At 67.4% G+C, this 16094-nt stretch carries 14 protein-coding genes and 1 pseudogene; 7 read left to right on the forward strand and 8 right to left on the reverse strand.

The genetic code is table 11. The features are described from left to right. Positions 1-328: 328 nt before the first annotated feature. Entirely contained in the window at positions 329-1492 is a 1164-nt protein-coding gene (metK, locus tag E5S69_RS30845; RefSeq protein WP_092317780.1) for a methionine adenosyltransferase, read from the reverse strand. 304 nt (positions 1493-1796) lie between these two features. On the opposite strand from metK, the gene E5S69_RS30850 reads away from it, so the two are divergent. From E5S69_RS30850 to E5S69_RS30865, 4 genes are all read left to right on the forward strand, one after another. Then, positions 1797-2702: a lysophospholipid acyltransferase family protein gene (locus E5S69_RS30850; protein WP_171518115.1), complete on the forward strand. Its 906-nt coding sequence runs from the start codon at positions 1797-1799 to the stop codon at positions 2700-2702. Further along, complete coding sequence (locus tag E5S69_RS30855) at positions 2699-3592, forward strand: lipid A biosynthesis lauroyl acyltransferase (RefSeq protein ID WP_171518116.1); 894 nt, start codon at positions 2699-2701, stop codon at positions 3590-3592. The genes E5S69_RS30850 and E5S69_RS30855 overlap by 4 nt, the downstream gene beginning before the upstream one ends. A gap of 40 nt (positions 3593-3632) precedes the next feature. Further along, on the forward strand, positions 3633-4499 hold the full coding sequence (dapF, locus tag E5S69_RS30860; RefSeq protein WP_171518117.1) for a diaminopimelate epimerase: 867 nt from the start codon (positions 3633-3635) through the stop codon (positions 4497-4499). A gap of 99 nt (positions 4500-4598) precedes the next feature. Then, complete coding sequence (locus E5S69_RS30865) at positions 4599-5408, forward strand: polyphosphate kinase 2 family protein (protein WP_171518118.1); 810 nt, start codon at positions 4599-4601, stop codon at positions 5406-5408. Positions 5409-5426: 18 nt separating this feature from the next. On the opposite strand, the gene E5S69_RS30870 is transcribed toward E5S69_RS30865, so the two are convergent. Together E5S69_RS30870 and pyrE are read right to left on the reverse strand one after the other, a co-directional pair. Continuing rightward, complete coding sequence (locus tag E5S69_RS30870; protein WP_171518119.1) at positions 5427-6734, reverse strand: DUF3734 domain-containing protein; 1308 nt, start codon at positions 6732-6734, stop codon at positions 5427-5429. 77 nt (positions 6735-6811) lie between these two features. Then, positions 6812-7516 carry an orotate phosphoribosyltransferase gene (gene pyrE, locus E5S69_RS30875; protein WP_171518120.1) on the reverse strand — a complete coding sequence of 235 codons (705 nt, stop codon included), beginning with the start codon at positions 7514-7516 and terminating at the stop codon, positions 6812-6814. A 27-nt stretch (positions 7517-7543) separates the two neighbouring features. On the opposite strand from pyrE, the gene E5S69_RS30880 reads away from it, so the two are divergent. Continuing rightward, complete coding sequence (locus tag E5S69_RS30880) at positions 7544-8320, forward strand: exodeoxyribonuclease III (RefSeq protein WP_171518121.1); 777 nt, start codon at positions 7544-7546, stop codon at positions 8318-8320. 6 nt (positions 8321-8326) lie between these two features. Here the strand turns inward: E5S69_RS30880 and E5S69_RS32560 are convergent. Continuing rightward, positions 8327-8495 (reverse strand): annotated as a pseudogene (locus tag E5S69_RS32560) (type II toxin-antitoxin system MqsA family antitoxin); the annotation flags it as partial. Between the two features lie 128 nt (positions 8496-8623). Here E5S69_RS32560 and argC point away from each other — a divergent pair. Beyond that, positions 8624-9571 (forward strand): N-acetyl-gamma-glutamyl-phosphate reductase, encoded by a 948-nt coding sequence (gene argC, locus E5S69_RS30890; protein ID WP_171518122.1) that lies wholly within the window; start codon positions 8624-8626, stop codon positions 9569-9571. 67 nt (positions 9572-9638) lie between these two features. Here the strand turns inward: argC and E5S69_RS30895 are convergent, their stop codons facing one another. Together E5S69_RS30895 and E5S69_RS30900 are read right to left on the reverse strand one after the other, a co-directional pair. Next, a complete protein-coding gene (locus E5S69_RS30895; RefSeq protein WP_171518123.1) occupies positions 9639-11729 on the reverse strand; it encodes a S8 family peptidase in 2091 nt (696 codons plus the stop codon). 93 nt (positions 11730-11822) lie between these two features. Next, positions 11823-12791 (reverse strand): M48 family metallopeptidase, encoded by a 969-nt coding sequence (locus E5S69_RS30900; RefSeq protein WP_171518124.1) that lies wholly within the window; start codon positions 12789-12791, stop codon positions 11823-11825. Positions 12792-12890: 99 nt separating this feature from the next. On the opposite strand from E5S69_RS30900, the gene E5S69_RS30905 reads away from it, so the two are divergent. Next, the gene (locus E5S69_RS30905; protein WP_171518125.1) at positions 12891-14150 is read left to right on the forward strand and encodes a muropeptide transporter; all 1260 of its coding nucleotides are present in this window, start codon (positions 12891-12893) and stop codon (positions 14148-14150) included. A 22-nt stretch (positions 14151-14172) separates the two neighbouring features. Here E5S69_RS30905 and E5S69_RS30910 read toward each other — a convergent pair whose 3' ends face one another. Further along, positions 14173-15021 carry an acyl-CoA thioesterase gene (locus E5S69_RS30910; protein ID WP_171518126.1) on the reverse strand — a complete coding sequence of 283 codons (849 nt, stop codon included), beginning with the start codon at positions 15019-15021 and terminating at the stop codon, positions 14173-14175. Between the two features lie 136 nt (positions 15022-15157). Continuing rightward, positions 15158-16045, reverse strand: coding sequence for a DMT family transporter (locus E5S69_RS30915; RefSeq protein WP_171518127.1), 888 nt, complete (start codon positions 16043-16045; stop codon positions 15158-15160). Positions 16046-16094: the final 49 nt, after the last annotated feature.

Consider the following 16094-nt stretch of genomic DNA (forward strand, 5'->3'; position numbering starts at 1 on the left):
TGAGATAATGCTGGCTCACCGGTCAAATCCACGGTGAGCCTTTATCTGCCCTGAACACAAAAACGCTGACAGGCCCGTCTGCAGCCAATCCTGTCCCGCCTGATGTTGGCGTTACCTTGCAAACCGGGGCGCGTTCATTCCATCTTTTTGTCGCTCGGACAAAAAGTGACCCGCCCAGCAGGGCGGAACCAGGCGGTCCAACAGCCGACAGCATGTCACAAGCAACACCAAACCAAAAAACAAAACCCCGCCCAACCCTAACGAGCCAGCGGGGCATCACCGAAGCCAGAAGCACCCGCATCCAGCCTCGGAAACTCCAAAATCCCTCTTACAACCCAGCCGCAGCACGCAGCGCAGCCGCCTTGTCAGTAGCCTCCCACGAGAACTCCGGCTCTTCCCGCCCGAAGTGCCCATAGGCAGCCGTCTTCTCATAGATCGGCCGCAGCAGGTCCAGCATCTGCACGATGCCCTTCGGCCGCAGGTCGAAATGCTCCTGCACCAGCTCGGCGATCTTGGCGTCCGGAATCTTGCCGGTACCTTCGGTATAGACCGTCACGTTGATCGGGCGGGCCACGCCGATGGCATAGCTGACCTGCACCTGGCATTGCCGCGCCAGCCCCGAGGCCACCACGTTCTTGGCCACATAGCGCGCGGCGTAGGCGGCCGAGCGGTCGACCTTGGACGGGTCCTTGCCCGAGAATGCGCCGCCGCCGTGCGGCGAGGCGCCGCCGTAGGTGTCGACGATGATCTTGCGCCCGGTCAGGCCGCAGTCGCCCTGCGGCCCGCCGATCACGAAGCGCCCGGTCGGGTTCACCAGGTACTTGGTTTCCTTGAGCATCTCGGCCGGCAGCACCGGCTTGATGATCTCCTCGATCACGGCTTCGCGGATTTGGGCCTGCGTGATGTCCGGCGCATGCTGGGTCGACAGCACCACGGTGTCGACGCTGTGCGGCTTGCCGTCGACATAGCGCACCGTGACCTGCGACTTGGCGTCCGGGCGCAGCCAGGGCAGGCGGCCGTCGCGGCGCAGCTGCGACTGGCGCTCGACCAGGCGGTGCGCATAGTAGATCGGGAACGGCATCAGTTCCGGGGTCTCGTCGCAGGCGTAGCCGAACATCAGGCCTTGGTCGCCGGCCCCCTGGTTCAGGTAGTCGTCCGAGGCGCGGTCCACGCCCTGGGCGATGTCGGGCGACTGCTTGTCATAGGCCACCAGCACGGCGCAGCCCTTGTAGTCGATGCCGTAATCGGTGTTGTCGTACCCGATGCGCTTGATGGTGTCGCGCGCGATCTGGATATAGTCGACGTTGGCGGTCGTGGTGATTTCCCCGGCCAGCACCACCAGACCGGTGTTGCAAAGCGTCTCAGCTGCCACACGCGCATACTTGTCCTGCGCCAGGATGGCGTCCAGGACGGCGTCGGAAATCTGGTCAGCGACCTTGTCGGGATGGCCTTCGGAGACGGATTCCGAAGTAAAAAGGAAGTCGTTTGCCACGAACTTATTCTCCAGGTTGGCTATTGCGTGCCAGCCTTTTCGGTTCGTGGCGGCGACGCTTTAGCGGTATTTCAGGCAGCCCGGTTTGAGCCGCATCGCCCCGCAAGTTGTCAGTTAACTCGGCGATACACGCTATTATACGCGCCTGCAGGCGTCGTTGCAGCGCGCCAGGGGTGCGGTACAACACCTAGCCGGCATGCCGGGGCGCTGCGGGGAATACCGCCATCGGGACCCACGCCTGCCTGCCCGTCTGATCCCGGCACAGACCCGCGGCGGACTTGCCTGGACCTGTTTTCCTCGCCTGATGACTTTTTTATTCTGGCTGATCTCCCGTTTTCCGCTGCGGCTGCTGCAGGCCGCGGGCGGTGCGCTGGGCCTGCTGAGCGCACGGCTGCCAGGCCGCTATGGCCAGCGCCTGCGGGAGAATTTCCGGCTCGCGTTTCCTGGCGCCACCGAGGCGATGATCGACGAAGCCGCCCGCTCGGCCGGGCGCATGATCATCGAGATGCCCTACTTCTGGAGCCGCCGCAAGATCGGCGCGAAGCTTTACGGCTTTGACGACCACCTGTGGCCCGAGCTCGCAACGCTGCAGGCGCGCGGGAAGGGCATCATCATCCTGACACCACACCTCGGCTGCTTTGAGGTGCTGCCGCAATCCCACGCGTTGCAGCGCCCGGTGACCGCGCTGTTCAAGCCGCCGCACCAACCGTGGCTGCGCGACTGGATCGAAAAGATGCGGACCCGCCCCAACATGCACATGGCGCCGGCCACGCCGCGCGGCGTGCGCATGCTGGTGAAGGCGCTCAAACGCGGCCAGGCGGTTGGCATCCTGCCCGACCAGGTGCCCAGCGGCGGCGAAGGCAACTGGGCGCCGTTCTTCGGCAAGCCGGCTTATACGATGGCACTGGTGCACCGGCTGCAGCAACTGACCGGCGCGCCGGTGGTGGCGGTGTTTGCCGAGCGGCTGCCGCGCGGCGCCGGCTACCGCGGCCATTTGCGCGTGATCAACGAGGGCGGCATGCTGCCAGAGGATCCGGCCGCTGCCGCCGCGGTCATCAACCAGACCATCGAGGCCCTGGTCAGCCTGTGCCCGACCCAGTACCTGTGGGGCTACAACCGCTACAAGCACCCCGCCGGTGCGGGCGCCCCTGGCATGCCGGGCAGCGTGGGCAGCGACACGGGGCCGGCCACCGACCGATCGATCTCATGAGCCGTGTGTTCACGTGGCTCGGTATCGGGCTGCTGACCGTGCTGGGCAAACTGCCCTATCCGTTCGTGGCGCGCTTCGGCGAAGCGCTGGGCAGCCTGCTGTATTGGGTCCCCAGCGAGCGGCGCCGGGTAGTGCAGGCCAACCTGCGCCTGTGCTTCCCGGACCGGACCGAGGCCGAGATCGACGCGCTGTCGCGCCAGAGCTTCCGCATCCTGTTCCGCAGCTTTGCCGAGCGCGGCATCTTCTGGACCGGCAGCGAGGCGCAGATGCGCCGCTGGGTGCAGATCGACGACCAGGCCGGCCTGGTGGCGCTGGATGGCACCCCGCATATCCTCGTTACGCTGCACCTGTCGGGCGTGGAAGCCGGCGCGATCCGGCTCACCATCCACCTGCGCGAGCATGTCGGCCGCTCCGGCGCATCGCTCTATACAAAGCAGAAGAACGCGCTGTTCGACGGCTTCCTGAAGCAGGCCCGCGGGCGCTTCGGCGCCAACATGATCTCGCGCAACGACAGCGCGCGCGACATCCTGCGCTGCCTGAAGAAGGGCGAGGCGTTGCAGCTGATCGCCGACATGGACTTCGGCGAGCGCGATTCGGAGTTCGTGCCGTTCTTCGGCGTGCAGGCGCTGACCCTGACCTCGGTGTCGCGGCTGGCGCGCCTGACCGGCGCCAGGGTGGTGCCGATCTACACCGAGATGCTGCCCGACTACCAGGGCTACGTGCTGCGCGTGCTGCCGGCCTGGGAAGACTATCCGGGCGCAAGCGTGACCGACGACACGCGCCGCATGAACGCCTTTTTCGAGGACTGCATCCGGCCACGCGTGCCCGAGTACTATTGGGTGCACAAGCGCTTCAAGCATCGCCTGCCGGGCGAGCCCGAGATCTACTGAGCGCCGGCACGTCCGGCGCCGCGCCGCTACAATCCCCACCATGAAACTCCAGTTCACCAAGATGCATGGCGCCGGCAACGACTTTGTCGTGCTCGACGGCATCCACCAGCAGATCGACCTGACCCCGGCGCAGTGGCGCGCGCTGGCCAGCCGGCATTTCGGCGTGGGCGCGGACCAGATCCTGATCGTCGAGAAGCCGACGCGTCCGGACGTCGATTTCCGCTACCGCATCATCAATGCCGACGGCAGCGAGGTCGAGCACTGCGGCAACGGCGCGCGCTGCTTCGTGCGCTTTGTCACCGACCAGGGCATGACCGACAAGCGTTCGGTTCGCGTGGAAGTGATGAACGGCGTGATCACGCTGACGCTGCAGGACGATGGCCAGGTCACGGTGGACATGGGTGCGCCCGAGCTGGAACCGGCGCGCGTGCCGTTCCGCGCCGACGCCCTGCCCACACATGCCGAAGGCGTCGACACGCTATACGGCCTCGAGGTCAACGGCCGCACCGAATGGATCTCGGCGGTGTCGATGGGCAACCCGCATGCGGTGCAGGTGGTGGATGACGTGGAAAACTTTCCCGTGCTGCAGGATGGGCCGGTGATCGAGCACCACCCCGCCTTCCCCAACCGCGTCAACGCCGGCTTCATGCAGGTCGAAGACCGCCACGCCATCCGCCTGCGCGTCTACGAGCGCGGCGCCGGAGAAACCCTGGCCTGCGGCACCGGCGCCTGCGCGGCGGTGGTGGCCGGCATCCTGCGCGGCCTGCTGGATTCGCCGGTGCGGGTCCACACCCATGGCGGCGAGCTGACCATCGCGTGGGACGGCGGCGCCGAACCGGTGCGCATGACCGGCCCGGCCACCACCGTGTTCGAAGGCAGCATTGACCTGGCGGCCCTGCCGGCCTGACCATAGGGGCTGCGCGCCCCGTTCTCCACTGCTGCCTTGCCGGGCAGTGCCGTGGCGCCCGATTCCCTGATCCCGCAGATCTTCGCGAATGGAGCGCCCATGCCACTGGACGATTTCCGCATCACCTCGGGCAAGCGATTCCGCCTGGCCGACTTTGACCCCGCCAGCAAGCCGCTGTCGTGTGGCAACAAGGAAGAAGACCTGGCCCGCATCATCGAGCTGAGCAACGCGCTCGACGCGCAGCAGGACATCTTCTATGCCGAGCACCGCCGCAAGCTGCTGGTGGTGCTGCAGGGCATGGATACCAGCGGCAAGGACGGTACCGTGCGCGGCGTGTTCCGCAGCTTCGATCCGCTCGGCATCCGCGTAGTCGGCTTCAAGGCCCCTTCGCCCGAGGAACTGGCGCGCGACTACCTGTGGCGCATCCACCTGCAGGTGCCGAAGGCAGGTGAGATCGTGGTGTTCAACCGCAGCCACTACGAAGACGTGTTGATCACGCGCGTGCACGACTGGATCGATGCCGCCGAATGCGAGCGGCGCTTGCGCCAGATCCGCGAATTCGAGTCGATGCTGACCGAGACCGGCACCACCATCATCAAGTGCTTCCTGCATATTTCCCGCGACGAGCAAAAATCGCGGCTCGAGGCGCGCCTGGCAGACCCGGAAAAGCACTGGAAATTCGACACCACCGACCTCGCCGAGCGCAAGCACTGGAAGGCCTACATGGATGCCTACGAGGCGGCCATCATGGCCACCAGCACGCCCGAATGTCCCTGGTATGTGGTGCCGGCCGACTCCAAGACGCACCGCAACCTGATGGTGGCCGAGATCATGACCAAGGTCTTCGCGGACTTGAAGCCGGCCTATCCGCCGGCGCGGCCCGAACTGGCGAAGATCAAGGTCGACTGAGTCGCCCGGGGCATCCGCTCAGCCGCCGTTGCCGCGATGCACGTCGTGCGTGACGAATGGCTGCTCGCGGCTGGGCATGGCCAGCCATTGCGGATGGCGCAGGGTCTGGCGGATATCTTCCAGCCCGCTGGTCCAGTGCTCATGCATGGTCAGCGGGCCGAACTGGTAGTCCTTGGCCAGGTTCTCGAATGACTTGTCGCGGTAGATCAGCTGGATCACGTTGCGGCGCGCATCGCACGACTGCTCGGCGGCGCGGCGGTACCAGTCGTTGTCGCGCTTTGACGGCGGCACCAACGCCATTACCTCGTTGAGCATGCGGCGCAGGTTCTGCTGCTCGCGCATATAGTCGGTGATGGCCCGGGTGCGGCTGGAATACTGGATGTCCTTCTGGCGCTCGGCCACGTCGATCAGGTCGTGCGGCAGCTTGCCGCGCGCGCTCCACAGGTCGACCTGGAAGATCAGCGCGTCGCGCCGCGGTTGCGCGGTCAGCACCTCGGCCAGCGGCGTGTTCGACACCAGCCCGCCGTCCCAGTAGTACTCGCCATCGATCTCCACCGCCGGAAACCCCGGCGGCAGCGCGCCCGAGGCCATGAAATGCTCGGGGCAGAGCTTGTCGCGGGTATTGTCGAAGTAGGCGAAATTGCCGGTGCGCACATTGACCGCGCCCACCGAGACCCGCATCAGGTCGGGGCGATGGTTGATCAGGTCGAAGTCGGCGAAGCGCTCCAGCGTGGCCTTCAGCGGCGTGGTGTCGTAGAAGCTGGCATGGGTCGGATCCGAGTAGCGCGACATCAGCGCCGCCCAGCTGCGCGGCTGGAAGAAGCCGCGCTGGCCCTCCAGCATGGCGCGCGCCGCATGCAGGCCGTCGAACCAGATCCGCATCGGCTCGGGCCAGCTTGCGGCTTCGTCGGCGAACCAGGTGTACGACAGGCTGGGCAGCCACGGCTGGGCGCAGATATATTCCCAGAAGGCCCGCAGCTGCTCCACCCGGCGCTGCGGCGGATTGCCGGCGATGATGGCCGCGTTCAGCGCGCCGATGGAAATGCCAGCGACCCAGTTGGGGGAGATGCCGCCGTCAGCCAGGCCCTGGTACACGCCGGCCTGGTAGGCGCCAAGCGCGCCCCCGCCCTGCAACACCAGCGCGCGCACGGCATAGGCTTCATGCGCGGGCCGGTCGGGGGCCTTGGCGGCCTGGCGCACCGGCTTGCGCGGCCGCACCTGCGCGCCACGCTCGGCGAGCGACTCGCCGTTGCCGGCTGACTGCGCCGCCGAGGCTGGCGTTTCCGCCTGCCGCACTGTCCGTTCCTGTCGTTCCTTTGCCGCCACGCCGCGCTCCCTCCGGTCTGAAAATCAGCCGCCCATGGCCGGGCGCTGGTTGACACCGCCCGCCGTCATTGGCGGTTTCAAACGCCGTAGCGCTGCCGGTAGGCCGCCACGGCCTCGCGCGAGGCGCCCAGCGCCGGATCCTGCGAGGCATCGAGATAGGCCAGCAGGTCCTTCAGGCTGGCGATGGCAATCACCGGGATGCCGAATTCGCGCTGGACGTCCTGCACGGCCGAATGCGTGCCGACCTGCTCGGCGGTGCCGCTCTTTTCCATGCGGTCCAGCGCGATCAGCACCGCGGCCGGCTCGGCGCCGGCGGCGCGGATCAGGTTTACCGATTCGCGTACCGAGGTGCCGGCCGAGATCACGTCGTCGACGATCACCACCTTGCCCTGCAGTTTCGCCCCGACCAGCGTGCCGCCTTCGCCGTGGTCCTTGGCCTCCTTGCGGTTGTACGCGAAGCCGACGTCACGCCCCATGCCCGCCAGCGCGACCGCGGTGGCCGAGGCCAACGTGATGCCCTTGTACGCCGGCCCGAACAGCACGTCGAACTGGACGCCCGAGGCCAGCAGGGTTTTCGCATAGAATTGCGCCACCTGGCCCAGCATCCCGCCCTGGTTGAACAGGCCGGCATTGAAGAAGTAAGGCGATTTGCGGCCGGCCTTGGTGACGAACTCGCCGAACGACAGCACGCCCGCGTCGAGCGCAAAACGGATAAAGGTCTGGCTGAGATCATCACCCGCGGTACCCGCGCTACCGGCGGGCGCATTCTGCTGCGTCATCATTTCTCTCTGAATTCAAAATTTCCCCGAATGTTACGGATTATCAGCGCCAACCTCAACGGCATCCGCTCCGCGTCGAAGAAGGGCTTTTTCGACTGGATGGGCAAGCAGGACGCAGACATGGTCTGTGTGCAGGAACTGAAGGCGCAGGCCGCCGACATGACGGAAGCGTTCCTTGCACCACATGGCTATCACGGCTTTTTCCATTACGCCGAAAAAAAAGGCTATAGCGGCGTCGGTCTCTACACCCGCCACAAGCCCGAGCGCGTGATCACCGGCTTCGGCAATACGGAGTTCGACAGCGAGGGCCGTTATGTCGAAGTGCAGTATCCGCATCTGGCGGTGATATCCGTGTACGTGCCCTCCGGCTCGAGTGGCGAGGAACGCCAGCTGGCCAAGTTCCGCTTCATGGAGGCGTTCCTGCCGCACCTTCTGCAACTGAAGGCAAGCGGACGCGAAATCGTGCTGTGCGGCGACGTCAACATCGCGCACAAGGAAATCGACATCAAGAACTGGAAAGGCAACCTGAAGAACTCAGGCTTCCTGCCGGAAGAGCGTGCCTGGATCGGCGAACTGTTCGACGTGCACGGCTATGTCGACGTGTTCCGCAAGCTGGATCCGCGGCCGGACCAGTACACGTGGTGGAGCAATCGCGGCCAGGCCTATGCCAAGAACGTGGGGTGGCGTATCGATTACCACCTCGCCACGCCGAAGATCGCCGATACCGCGCATTTGTGCTCGATCTACAAGGACGAGAAGTTCAGCGACCACGCACCACTGTCGATCGACTATAACTTTCCGCTCTGACAGCGGTCACGTCGCCCGGATCTCGGCAAGCAGTTCCGGGTGACGATCGAGCAGCTTGAGCAGCTTCACCAAGGCCAGTGGCCGCTTGGTACGCCCAGTTTCGTGCCTCGAGAACGCATTGACGCCGCCCCCCAAAGATTTCGGCGGCTTCCCGCTGGTCACGATGGAGTTTCTGCGCCAAATCGCAAGTCTTGCCTCGGTACAAACCCTGCGACGCGCCCCCATCCCCGCTACAATGCAGGTTCCCCGCCGTGGTCGGCAGGGGACATTCGCATTTCCCGCACCTCATTGAGCGAGTCAGCCATGGTTTTCAAAGTGTTCGTCGATGGTCAGGAAGGCACCACCGGTCTCCGGCTGCTTGACTATCTCTCGGGTCGTTCCGACGTGGAACTGCTGCGCATTGCCGACGACAAGCGCAAGGATCCGGCCGAACGAGCACGCTTCCTGAACGCCGCCGACGTCGCCTTCCTGTGCCTGCCCGACGTGGCCTCGCGCGAGGCGGTATCGCTGGTGACCAATCCGGACACCTGCGTGATCGACGCCAGCACGGCGTTCCGCACGGCTGACAACTGGGCCTACGGCCTGCCCGAACTGGCGCGCGGCCAGCGCGAGAAGATCCGCGCCAGCAAGCGCATCGCGGTGCCGGGCTGCCACGCCAGCGCCTTCGTGCTGGCGGTGCGCCCGCTGGTGGATGCCGGCGTGCTGCCGGCCGACTACCCGCTGTCGGCGTTCTCGCTGACCGGGTACAGCGGCGGCGGCAAGTCGATGATTGCCGAGTTCGAGGCCGGCGGTAACCCGAAGCTGGACAGCCCGCGTCCCTACGCGCTGGGCCTGGAACACAAGCACCTGCCGGAAATGCGCGTGCAGGCCGGCCTGGCGCAGGCGCCGATCTTCAACCCGATCGTCGGCGATTTCCTGAAGGGCCTGGCGGTGACGGTGCCGGTGTTCGCGAACCGGCTGGCGCGCAAGGTCAGCCCGGAGCAGATCGTCGAGATCTATCGCCAGCACTATGAAGGCGAGCAGTTCGTGCGCGTGATGCCGTACAACAGCGCCGACAATCTCGACGGCGGTTTTTTCGATGTGCAGGCCAACAACGACACCAACCGCGTCGACCTGTTCGTGTTCGGCAATGCCGAGCGCCTGAACCTGGTGGCGCGCCTGGACAATCTGGGCAAGGGCGCGGCGGGCGCGGCCGTGCAATGCATGAACGTGCATGTGGGCGCCGACGAAGCCAGCGGGCTGCGCGCCTGAGGTTTCTGTCCACGCACAATAAAAAAGCCGGCGATGCCGGCTTTTTTGTTGGTCGGGTCGCTGCGGCTTACACGCGTTGCAACGCACGCAGCGCATCGACCAGCCCGGCCCCCTGGAAGGCGCGCTCGCGCCCCAAGTCCGTGGCCGCGCCGCACAGGATGGCCTTGACCGTCTCCGGCTGGCCCATCAGTTCATTGTTGCGCGACAGCAGCAGGGCTGCGACGCCGGACACGTGCGGCGCCGCCATGCTGGTGCCATCCATCGACGCCAGCGTGCCGCCGGGCACGGTCGAGGTGATCTTCTCCCCTGGCGCGACCAGGTCGGGCTTGATGCGGCCATCGCCAGTGGGACCATGGCTGGAAAAGTAGGAAATGCCATACCGGTAAGGATCGGTACGATGGGTCGCGCCCACCGTGATCACAGCGCGCGCGTTACCGGGGTCGGTGATGGTCTGGCCGCGGAACCCCGCGCCCATGTGCTCGGCCGCAAAGGCCTCGTCGTAGCCGAAGTTGCCTGCCGCCACGACCACGACCACGCCGCTGGCTACCAGGCGGTCGCACTCGACGCACACCGGCGTGCTGCCGCAGGCATAGCTGCGCACGTCATGGCGCAGCGCCACGCTCAGGTTGATGCCATGCACCGATTGCCGGTCGCGGCTCTGGTTGAGCCAGCGCACGTACTGCAGCGCGCCCAGGATGCCGAACTCGTCGCCCCGGCCCTGCGCGTCGAATATGCGCAGGTCCAGCAGTTCGATGCGCGGGCAGATACCGCTGACATCGCCGGCTTCGGCCAGCTCGGGCGGCAGCGGCATCGGGTCGGGCCGCGCCAGGTAGGCCGACGACGGCCAGCCGGCGCCGATAATGCCCGCCACATGCGTGCCATGGCTGCCGCCAGGAGCCACGTACTGTGCCGGATCGTCCTGGCTGATTTCGAGCAGCGGCTCGATCACCGACCAGTCGATGATGCGGCCGTGCGCCAGGTCTTCGGCAATCGCCGCGATCCGCTGCCGGAGTTCAGCCTCGCCAGGGCCGCGCCTGCCCTTGGGCATGGGCGGGAGGCGGCCGCTGGTGATCGCCGACAGGCGCGTGAAATCCAGCGTCCTGACCACGCGCGACAAGCGTGGGGCGATCAGCCCGTCGCGCACCGGCAGCGGCCCGTCCAGCTTGAGCGGATCGAAGAAGGCTGGGTGACGCGCATCGATGCCCGAATCGATCACCGCCCAGCACACGCCCTGCCCACCGGTATCGAACACGCGGATGGCCGCATCGGCCTTGACGGTCTTGCGCGAGGCGAACACCGCGTGCTCGGCCGGCCGGTTGACGGAGATGCGCCACAGCGGCGAAACGGCAGCGGCATTGGGGACGTCCCCGGCAGCCATTCTCGCCGCCATTCCCGCCGCCACCCCCGCTGCCGGCGCGGCGGCCTCTGCATGATCCTCCTGCAGGCAAGCCCACAGCGTCTCCAGCACCTGGCGGCTGGCCTGCGTGACCCGCCGCGTCAGCCCGCCGGGCGGGAAGCTGTCGTCGCGCAGCCCCAGTAGCGTCAGCGCGACGTACTGCGCGGCGACATTGACCAGCCGCCCCAGCGCCTGCCCGGCCGGGGCGGCGAGGCCGCCAAAGCGGGTGCGCGACGCGGTGTAGCCGATGTCCTTGAAGCGGGCCAGCGCCGCCTCGCTGCCGACATGGGCCAGCACCGACTCGCCCAGCCAGCGCACCAGCGCCTCCCCGGTCAGGCTCAGCGCCAGCGCCCTGCGCGCGGCGGGCGTCCATTGCATGCCGGCCATCGGCACGCGCACCTCGCGATGCCACCAGGGTGTAAGCGGCAGCAGGCGCAGCATGTCGAAGAAGTCGATCTGCGCCAGGAGGTGCGATTCATTGGCGGCAAGAAAGCGTTGGCCGGCCTGGTCCGCTGCCGGCCCCGCCAGCGCCGGCAGCCGCCGCAGCACCGCGGCGCGCAGTGCGGCTATGCCGGCACCATGGTGCGGGGTCAGCAGCAAGCCGCGCGGCACCTCGAACGATTCGCCGGACGCATACAGCAGCCAGACTTCGGAGCTGACCGGCAGATCGCTGGTAAAGCGGTCTGGCTCGGCCTCGCAGCCGGCGAAGATCAGCATATACGCGGCCCGCTGCTCCGACGGGCTCATGCGGTTCAGGCTCATGCGGGTCCCCTGCGGTTGTCGCATTGTCGCTGGCGCCGGCGCCACGGCTTCAAGCCGCTGTCAGGGATGCGGCGCGGGTCGCCGCAACGGGCTTCAGCGCTTCAGCGGCTTTTGCCGGTCTTCGTCGCCGGCATCCACCGGCGCATCGCCAAGGCCCGTCATGTTGGCGCGGTACGGCGGCAGTTTGTCTACGGTGGTATTGATGGCGCGCGCGTACAGCGGCAGCACCTCGGGCATGTGCCTTTCCAGGTCAGCGATGCGGCTGCGCCCGGACGGATGGGTCGACAGGAACTCGGCGCCCGACTGCGATACCTTGCCCATCTTCTGCCATAGCGACACCGCCGCGCGCGGATCGTAGCCAGCGCGCGCGGCCACATCCATGCCGATCAGGTCGGCCTCGGACTCGTCGGAGCGTGAAAAACGCAGTGTCAGCAGGTGCGCGCCCGTGCCCAGCGCCATATTGCCGAGGTTGCCGAAGCCGAACAGCTGCGAGATCACGTTGGCGCCAAGGTTGGTGATCTCGGACTTGGCGGCGCGCTCGCGCGCATGCTCCTGCAGCGCGTGCGCGATCTCATGCCCCATCACCATGGCGACTTCGTCATCGGTCAGCCTGAGCTGGTCGAGCAGCCCGGTATAGACCGCGATCTTGCCGCCCGGCATGCAGAACGCATTGACCTGTTTCGAGCCGATCAGGTTGATTTCCCACTGCCACTGGCGGGCGCGCTCATTCCAGCGCGCGGTCTGCGGCAGCAGGCGCTTGCCGATGGCGCGCAGGCGGATCAACTGCGGGTTGTTGTCGGCGGCGAGGGCGCGCTTGGCGATGGCCTCCTGCTTGAGCTGCTCGTACTCCTGCGCGGCCTGCTGCTCGATCGCCTCGGCCGGTACGATATTGCGCACTGCGGAGCCGCCGGGATTGAGCCGGATGCCGCCGGCACCGGGGTCCTGCGGCTGCGCCAGCGCCGGCAGGCTGCCGCCGAGCGGCAGCACGGCCGCGGCCAGCACCAACGCGCGGGCCAGGCGCAGTCTGGAAGGACGCTGAACACCATGCGGGGGGCGAAGCATGTGCGATTCCTTGGGCGCAATCGGAGAGTGGGCAAACCGGTGGTGCAATAATACACGGCGCCCGCGCAGCCGCGCGGGCGGCACACCGCCGCCCCATCCATGAATTTTCAGACCTATCTCGATATCTTCCGCAACCGCCGCATCGGCGCCATGCTGATGCTGGGCTTTGCCTCCGGCCTGCCGCTGGCGCTCACCTCGGGTACCTTGCAGGCATGGATGACGGTCGAAGGGCTGGATCTCAAGACCATCGGCTTTTTCTCGCTGGTCGGCCAGGCCTATATCTTCAAGTTCCTGTGGGCGCCGCTGATGGACCGCTACACGCCGCCGCTGCTGGGGCGCCGGCGCGGCTGGCTGCTGCTGACGCAGGCCGGGCTGGTGCTGGGCATCGCCGGCATGGCGTTCTGCCCGCCGCAACAGGCACTGTGGACGCTGGCGGCACTGGCCACGCTGGTGGCATTCCTGTCGGCCTCGCAGGACATTGTCTTCGACGCCTACAGCACCGACGTGCTGCGTCCGGCCGAGCGCGGCGCCGGCGCGGCGGTCAAGGTGCTGGGCTACCGGCTGGCGATGCTGGTCTCGGGCGGCCTGGCGCTGTGGCTGGCCGACCGTGTGCTGGGCTGGCAGCAGACCTACCTGCTGATGGCGGCGCTGATGGGCGTGGGCATGCTGACGCTGCTGTGGGCGCCGGAGCCCGACGTGCCCGCGCGCGCGCCGCGCTCGCTGGAAGAGGCGGTGGCAGGCCCGCTGCGCGACTTCTTCGCGCGCCCGGGCGCCTGGTGGCTGCTGCTGCTGATCGTGCTGTACAAGCTTGGCGACGCCTTTGCCGGCAGCCTGTCGACCACCTTCCTGATTCGCGGCGTCGGCTTCTCGGCGGGCGAGGTCGGCATCGTCAACAAGACCCTGGGCCTGGCCGCCACCATCATCGGCGCGCTGTTCGGCGGCACGCTGATGGTGCGCCTCGGCCTGTATCGCTCATTGATGCTGTTCGGCGTGCTGCAGGCGGTGTCGAACCTGGGCTACTGGATCCTCGCGGTGACACCGCCGCACCTATGGACCATGGGCGCGACCATTGCGGTCGAGAACCTGTGCGGGGGCATGGGCACCGCGGCCTTCGTCGCGCTGCTGATGACGCTGTGCAACCGCTCGTTCTCGGCCACGCAGTACGCGCTGCTGTCGGCGCTGGCGTCGGTGGGCCGGGTCTACGTCGGACCCACGTCCGGCTATATGGTCGAGGCCTGGGGCTGGGCGCCGTTCTATCTCGGCACCGTGGTGGTGGCGCTGCCCGGCGTGATGCTGCTCTGGGCGATGCGCCACACCGTGCACCGCTACGAGGCCCAGGCGCGCGAAGCGGTCGCCTGACCGGGGCCCCGGCCTATTTCTCCTACTCCTTGTAGTAGACGATCTGGTGCGAGCTGGCGATCAGCTCGCCCGCGGCGCTCCACAGCTGCGCGCGCTGGTCGAAGAAGCCCTGCCGGAACACCTGCGCCTGCGCGCTGGCCAGCACATGGCTGTCGCCCAGCGCGGCCAGCGTGGCCGCGTCCGCATGGAAATACGTGGTCATCGACACCGTGCCGGCCGGCACGAAGCCCGCGCGCTTGAGGAAGATGCGCGGGTAGAAGCTGTCTGCCCACGCCGCCACCGCGGCAAAGTCCGGCGTGCGCGCCGGCGCATCGCGCAGCCAGAACTGCGTCAGGCTGTCGGGATGCTCGGTGCCCGCCTCGGCGTTCGGCTTGGCGCCGCGCACCGGACGCATGTCGTAGGACTTGAGCCAGCGCACCGGCGCAAACCCGCCCATACCCGGCAGCGTCTCGGCGGCCGGCACCGCCGGCATCACGGCTTCGCCACAGGCCCAGGTCTCGCGCCGCACCGCGAACATGGCGGTCGCGGTGGTGGCAACGGCGTCGCCCTGGCGCAGTTCCAATGTCCAGTGCTGGGTCGAGCGATTGGTGCGCACCGGGCGGGCCTCGATCTCGAACGGGCCTTCCGCGATCGGGCCGGCAAAGTTGACGGTCAGCGAGACCGGCTCGCCCAGGCGCTGGGGATGGTCCAGCGCCGCCTGCAACAGCGTCGCGGCGGTGATTCCGCCAAAGGGACCGATCATGTTCCAGTACGCTGGCGTGGTGCGGCCGAGGAAGCGGTGCTCGCCGGCCGGGGCGAGCGCCAGCGCGTCGTCGAAGGGATGGAGCGGGCTGGCGGCAGCGGCCGCGTGGGTCTGGGGCGCAGTGGACATGGCGGAGGCAGGGAAGATGTGTGTCGTGGAATCGAACGATCGTTCGCTTAGCTGCCTACACTAACCGTAGTCAGCATTGGGGTCAAGTGACAGTCCTCCCGCCTTGCGTCTTTGCACGCCTTTGCACGCCGCCGCATCAGCTCCGCACCCGCCGCCGCGCTGGCAACGCCCAGCCAAGCTGGTTGGCGACCACGCCCAGCAGCACCAGCGCCATGCCGGCTACCTGCAGCGGCCCCAGCACCACGCCGAACACCATCACGTCGATGACGATCGCCACCAGCGGATAGATGAACGACAGCGTGGCGATCGACAGCACCGGAAGCCGCTGGAAGGCGCCATACAGCAGCGTGTACATCACGCCGGTATGCACCAGTCCGAGCGCCATCAGCGCGACCCAGGTGCCGCCGCCATAGCTGCCCGCCGCCGGATGCGCCAGCGGCGCCAGCATCAGCACGCCCAGCACCATCTGCAGCCCGGCGATCTGGCCTGGCGGGATAGCCTGCAGCCGCCGCGTGGCGAGGGTCGTCACGGCGTACAGCAGTCCCGCGAGCAGGCCCAGCCCGATGCCGGCGAGCATCGACGCGCCGCTGTCGCCGTGCTCCAGCCCGGTGATCAGCATGACGCCGGCAAAGGCCAGCACCAGCCAGGGCAGCCGCGCGAACGGGAACGGCTCGCGCTGCACCAGCGACGTGAGCAGCAGCAGGAAGAACGGCTGGGTGTGGTAGACCACCGTGGCGATGGCGATGCCGCTATACGCATAGGCCGAGAACAGCGCCAGCCAGTTGAGCACCAGCGTGACCCCGCCCAGCGCCAGCCAGCCCAGCTGGGCGCGGGTCATGCGCACCCAGCCGCGCTGCAAGGTCAGCGCGCCCAGCAGCGCGGCGCCGCCGAACAGGCAGCGGAAGAACACCACATCGAGCGGCGGCTGGCCGCTGGTGACCACGAACCAGCCGATGTTGCCCGACAGCACCATGGCCACGACCATACGCCAGGCGCCGCCCGGCAGGGGTTGTTGCGAAGGCATGAAGAACTCCGGTCTGGCGAATGCCCGCATTGTTTCACTCGCCGCTCAA

This window comes from Cupriavidus necator (assembly GCF_013141915.1).
Taxonomy (GTDB): Bacteria; Pseudomonadota; Gammaproteobacteria; order Burkholderiales; family Burkholderiaceae; genus Cupriavidus; species Cupriavidus necator_B.

Coding starts and splice junctions, on each gene's coding strand:
- E5S69_RS30900 (WP_171518124.1), bottom strand. CDS start 12,791: ATGCTTCGCCCCCCGCATGGTGTTCAGCGTCCTTCCAGACTGCGCCTG.
- E5S69_RS30850 (WP_171518115.1), top strand. CDS start 1,797: ATGACTTTTTTATTCTGGCTGATCTCCCGTTTTCCGCTGCGGCTGCTG.
- E5S69_RS30855 (WP_171518116.1), top strand. CDS start 2,699: ATGAGCCGTGTGTTCACGTGGCTCGGTATCGGGCTGCTGACCGTGCTG.
- pyrE (WP_171518120.1), bottom strand. CDS start 7,516: ATGATGACGCAGCAGAATGCGCCCGCCGGTAGCGCGGGTACCGCGGGT.
- E5S69_RS30865 (WP_171518118.1), top strand. CDS start 4,599: ATGCCACTGGACGATTTCCGCATCACCTCGGGCAAGCGATTCCGCCTG.
- E5S69_RS30905 (WP_171518125.1), top strand. CDS start 12,891: ATGAATTTTCAGACCTATCTCGATATCTTCCGCAACCGCCGCATCGGC.
- argC (WP_171518122.1), top strand. CDS start 8,624: ATGGTTTTCAAAGTGTTCGTCGATGGTCAGGAAGGCACCACCGGTCTC.
- E5S69_RS30880 (WP_171518121.1), top strand. CDS start 7,544: ATGTTACGGATTATCAGCGCCAACCTCAACGGCATCCGCTCCGCGTCG.
- dapF (WP_171518117.1), top strand. CDS start 3,633: ATGAAACTCCAGTTCACCAAGATGCATGGCGCCGGCAACGACTTTGTC.
- E5S69_RS30915 (WP_171518127.1), bottom strand. CDS start 16,045: ATGCCTTCGCAACAACCCCTGCCGGGCGGCGCCTGGCGTATGGTCGTG.
- E5S69_RS30895 (WP_171518123.1), bottom strand. CDS start 11,729: ATGAGCCTGAACCGCATGAGCCCGTCGGAGCAGCGGGCCGCGTATATG.
- E5S69_RS30910 (WP_171518126.1), bottom strand. CDS start 15,021: ATGTCCACTGCGCCCCAGACCCACGCGGCCGCTGCCGCCAGCCCGCTC.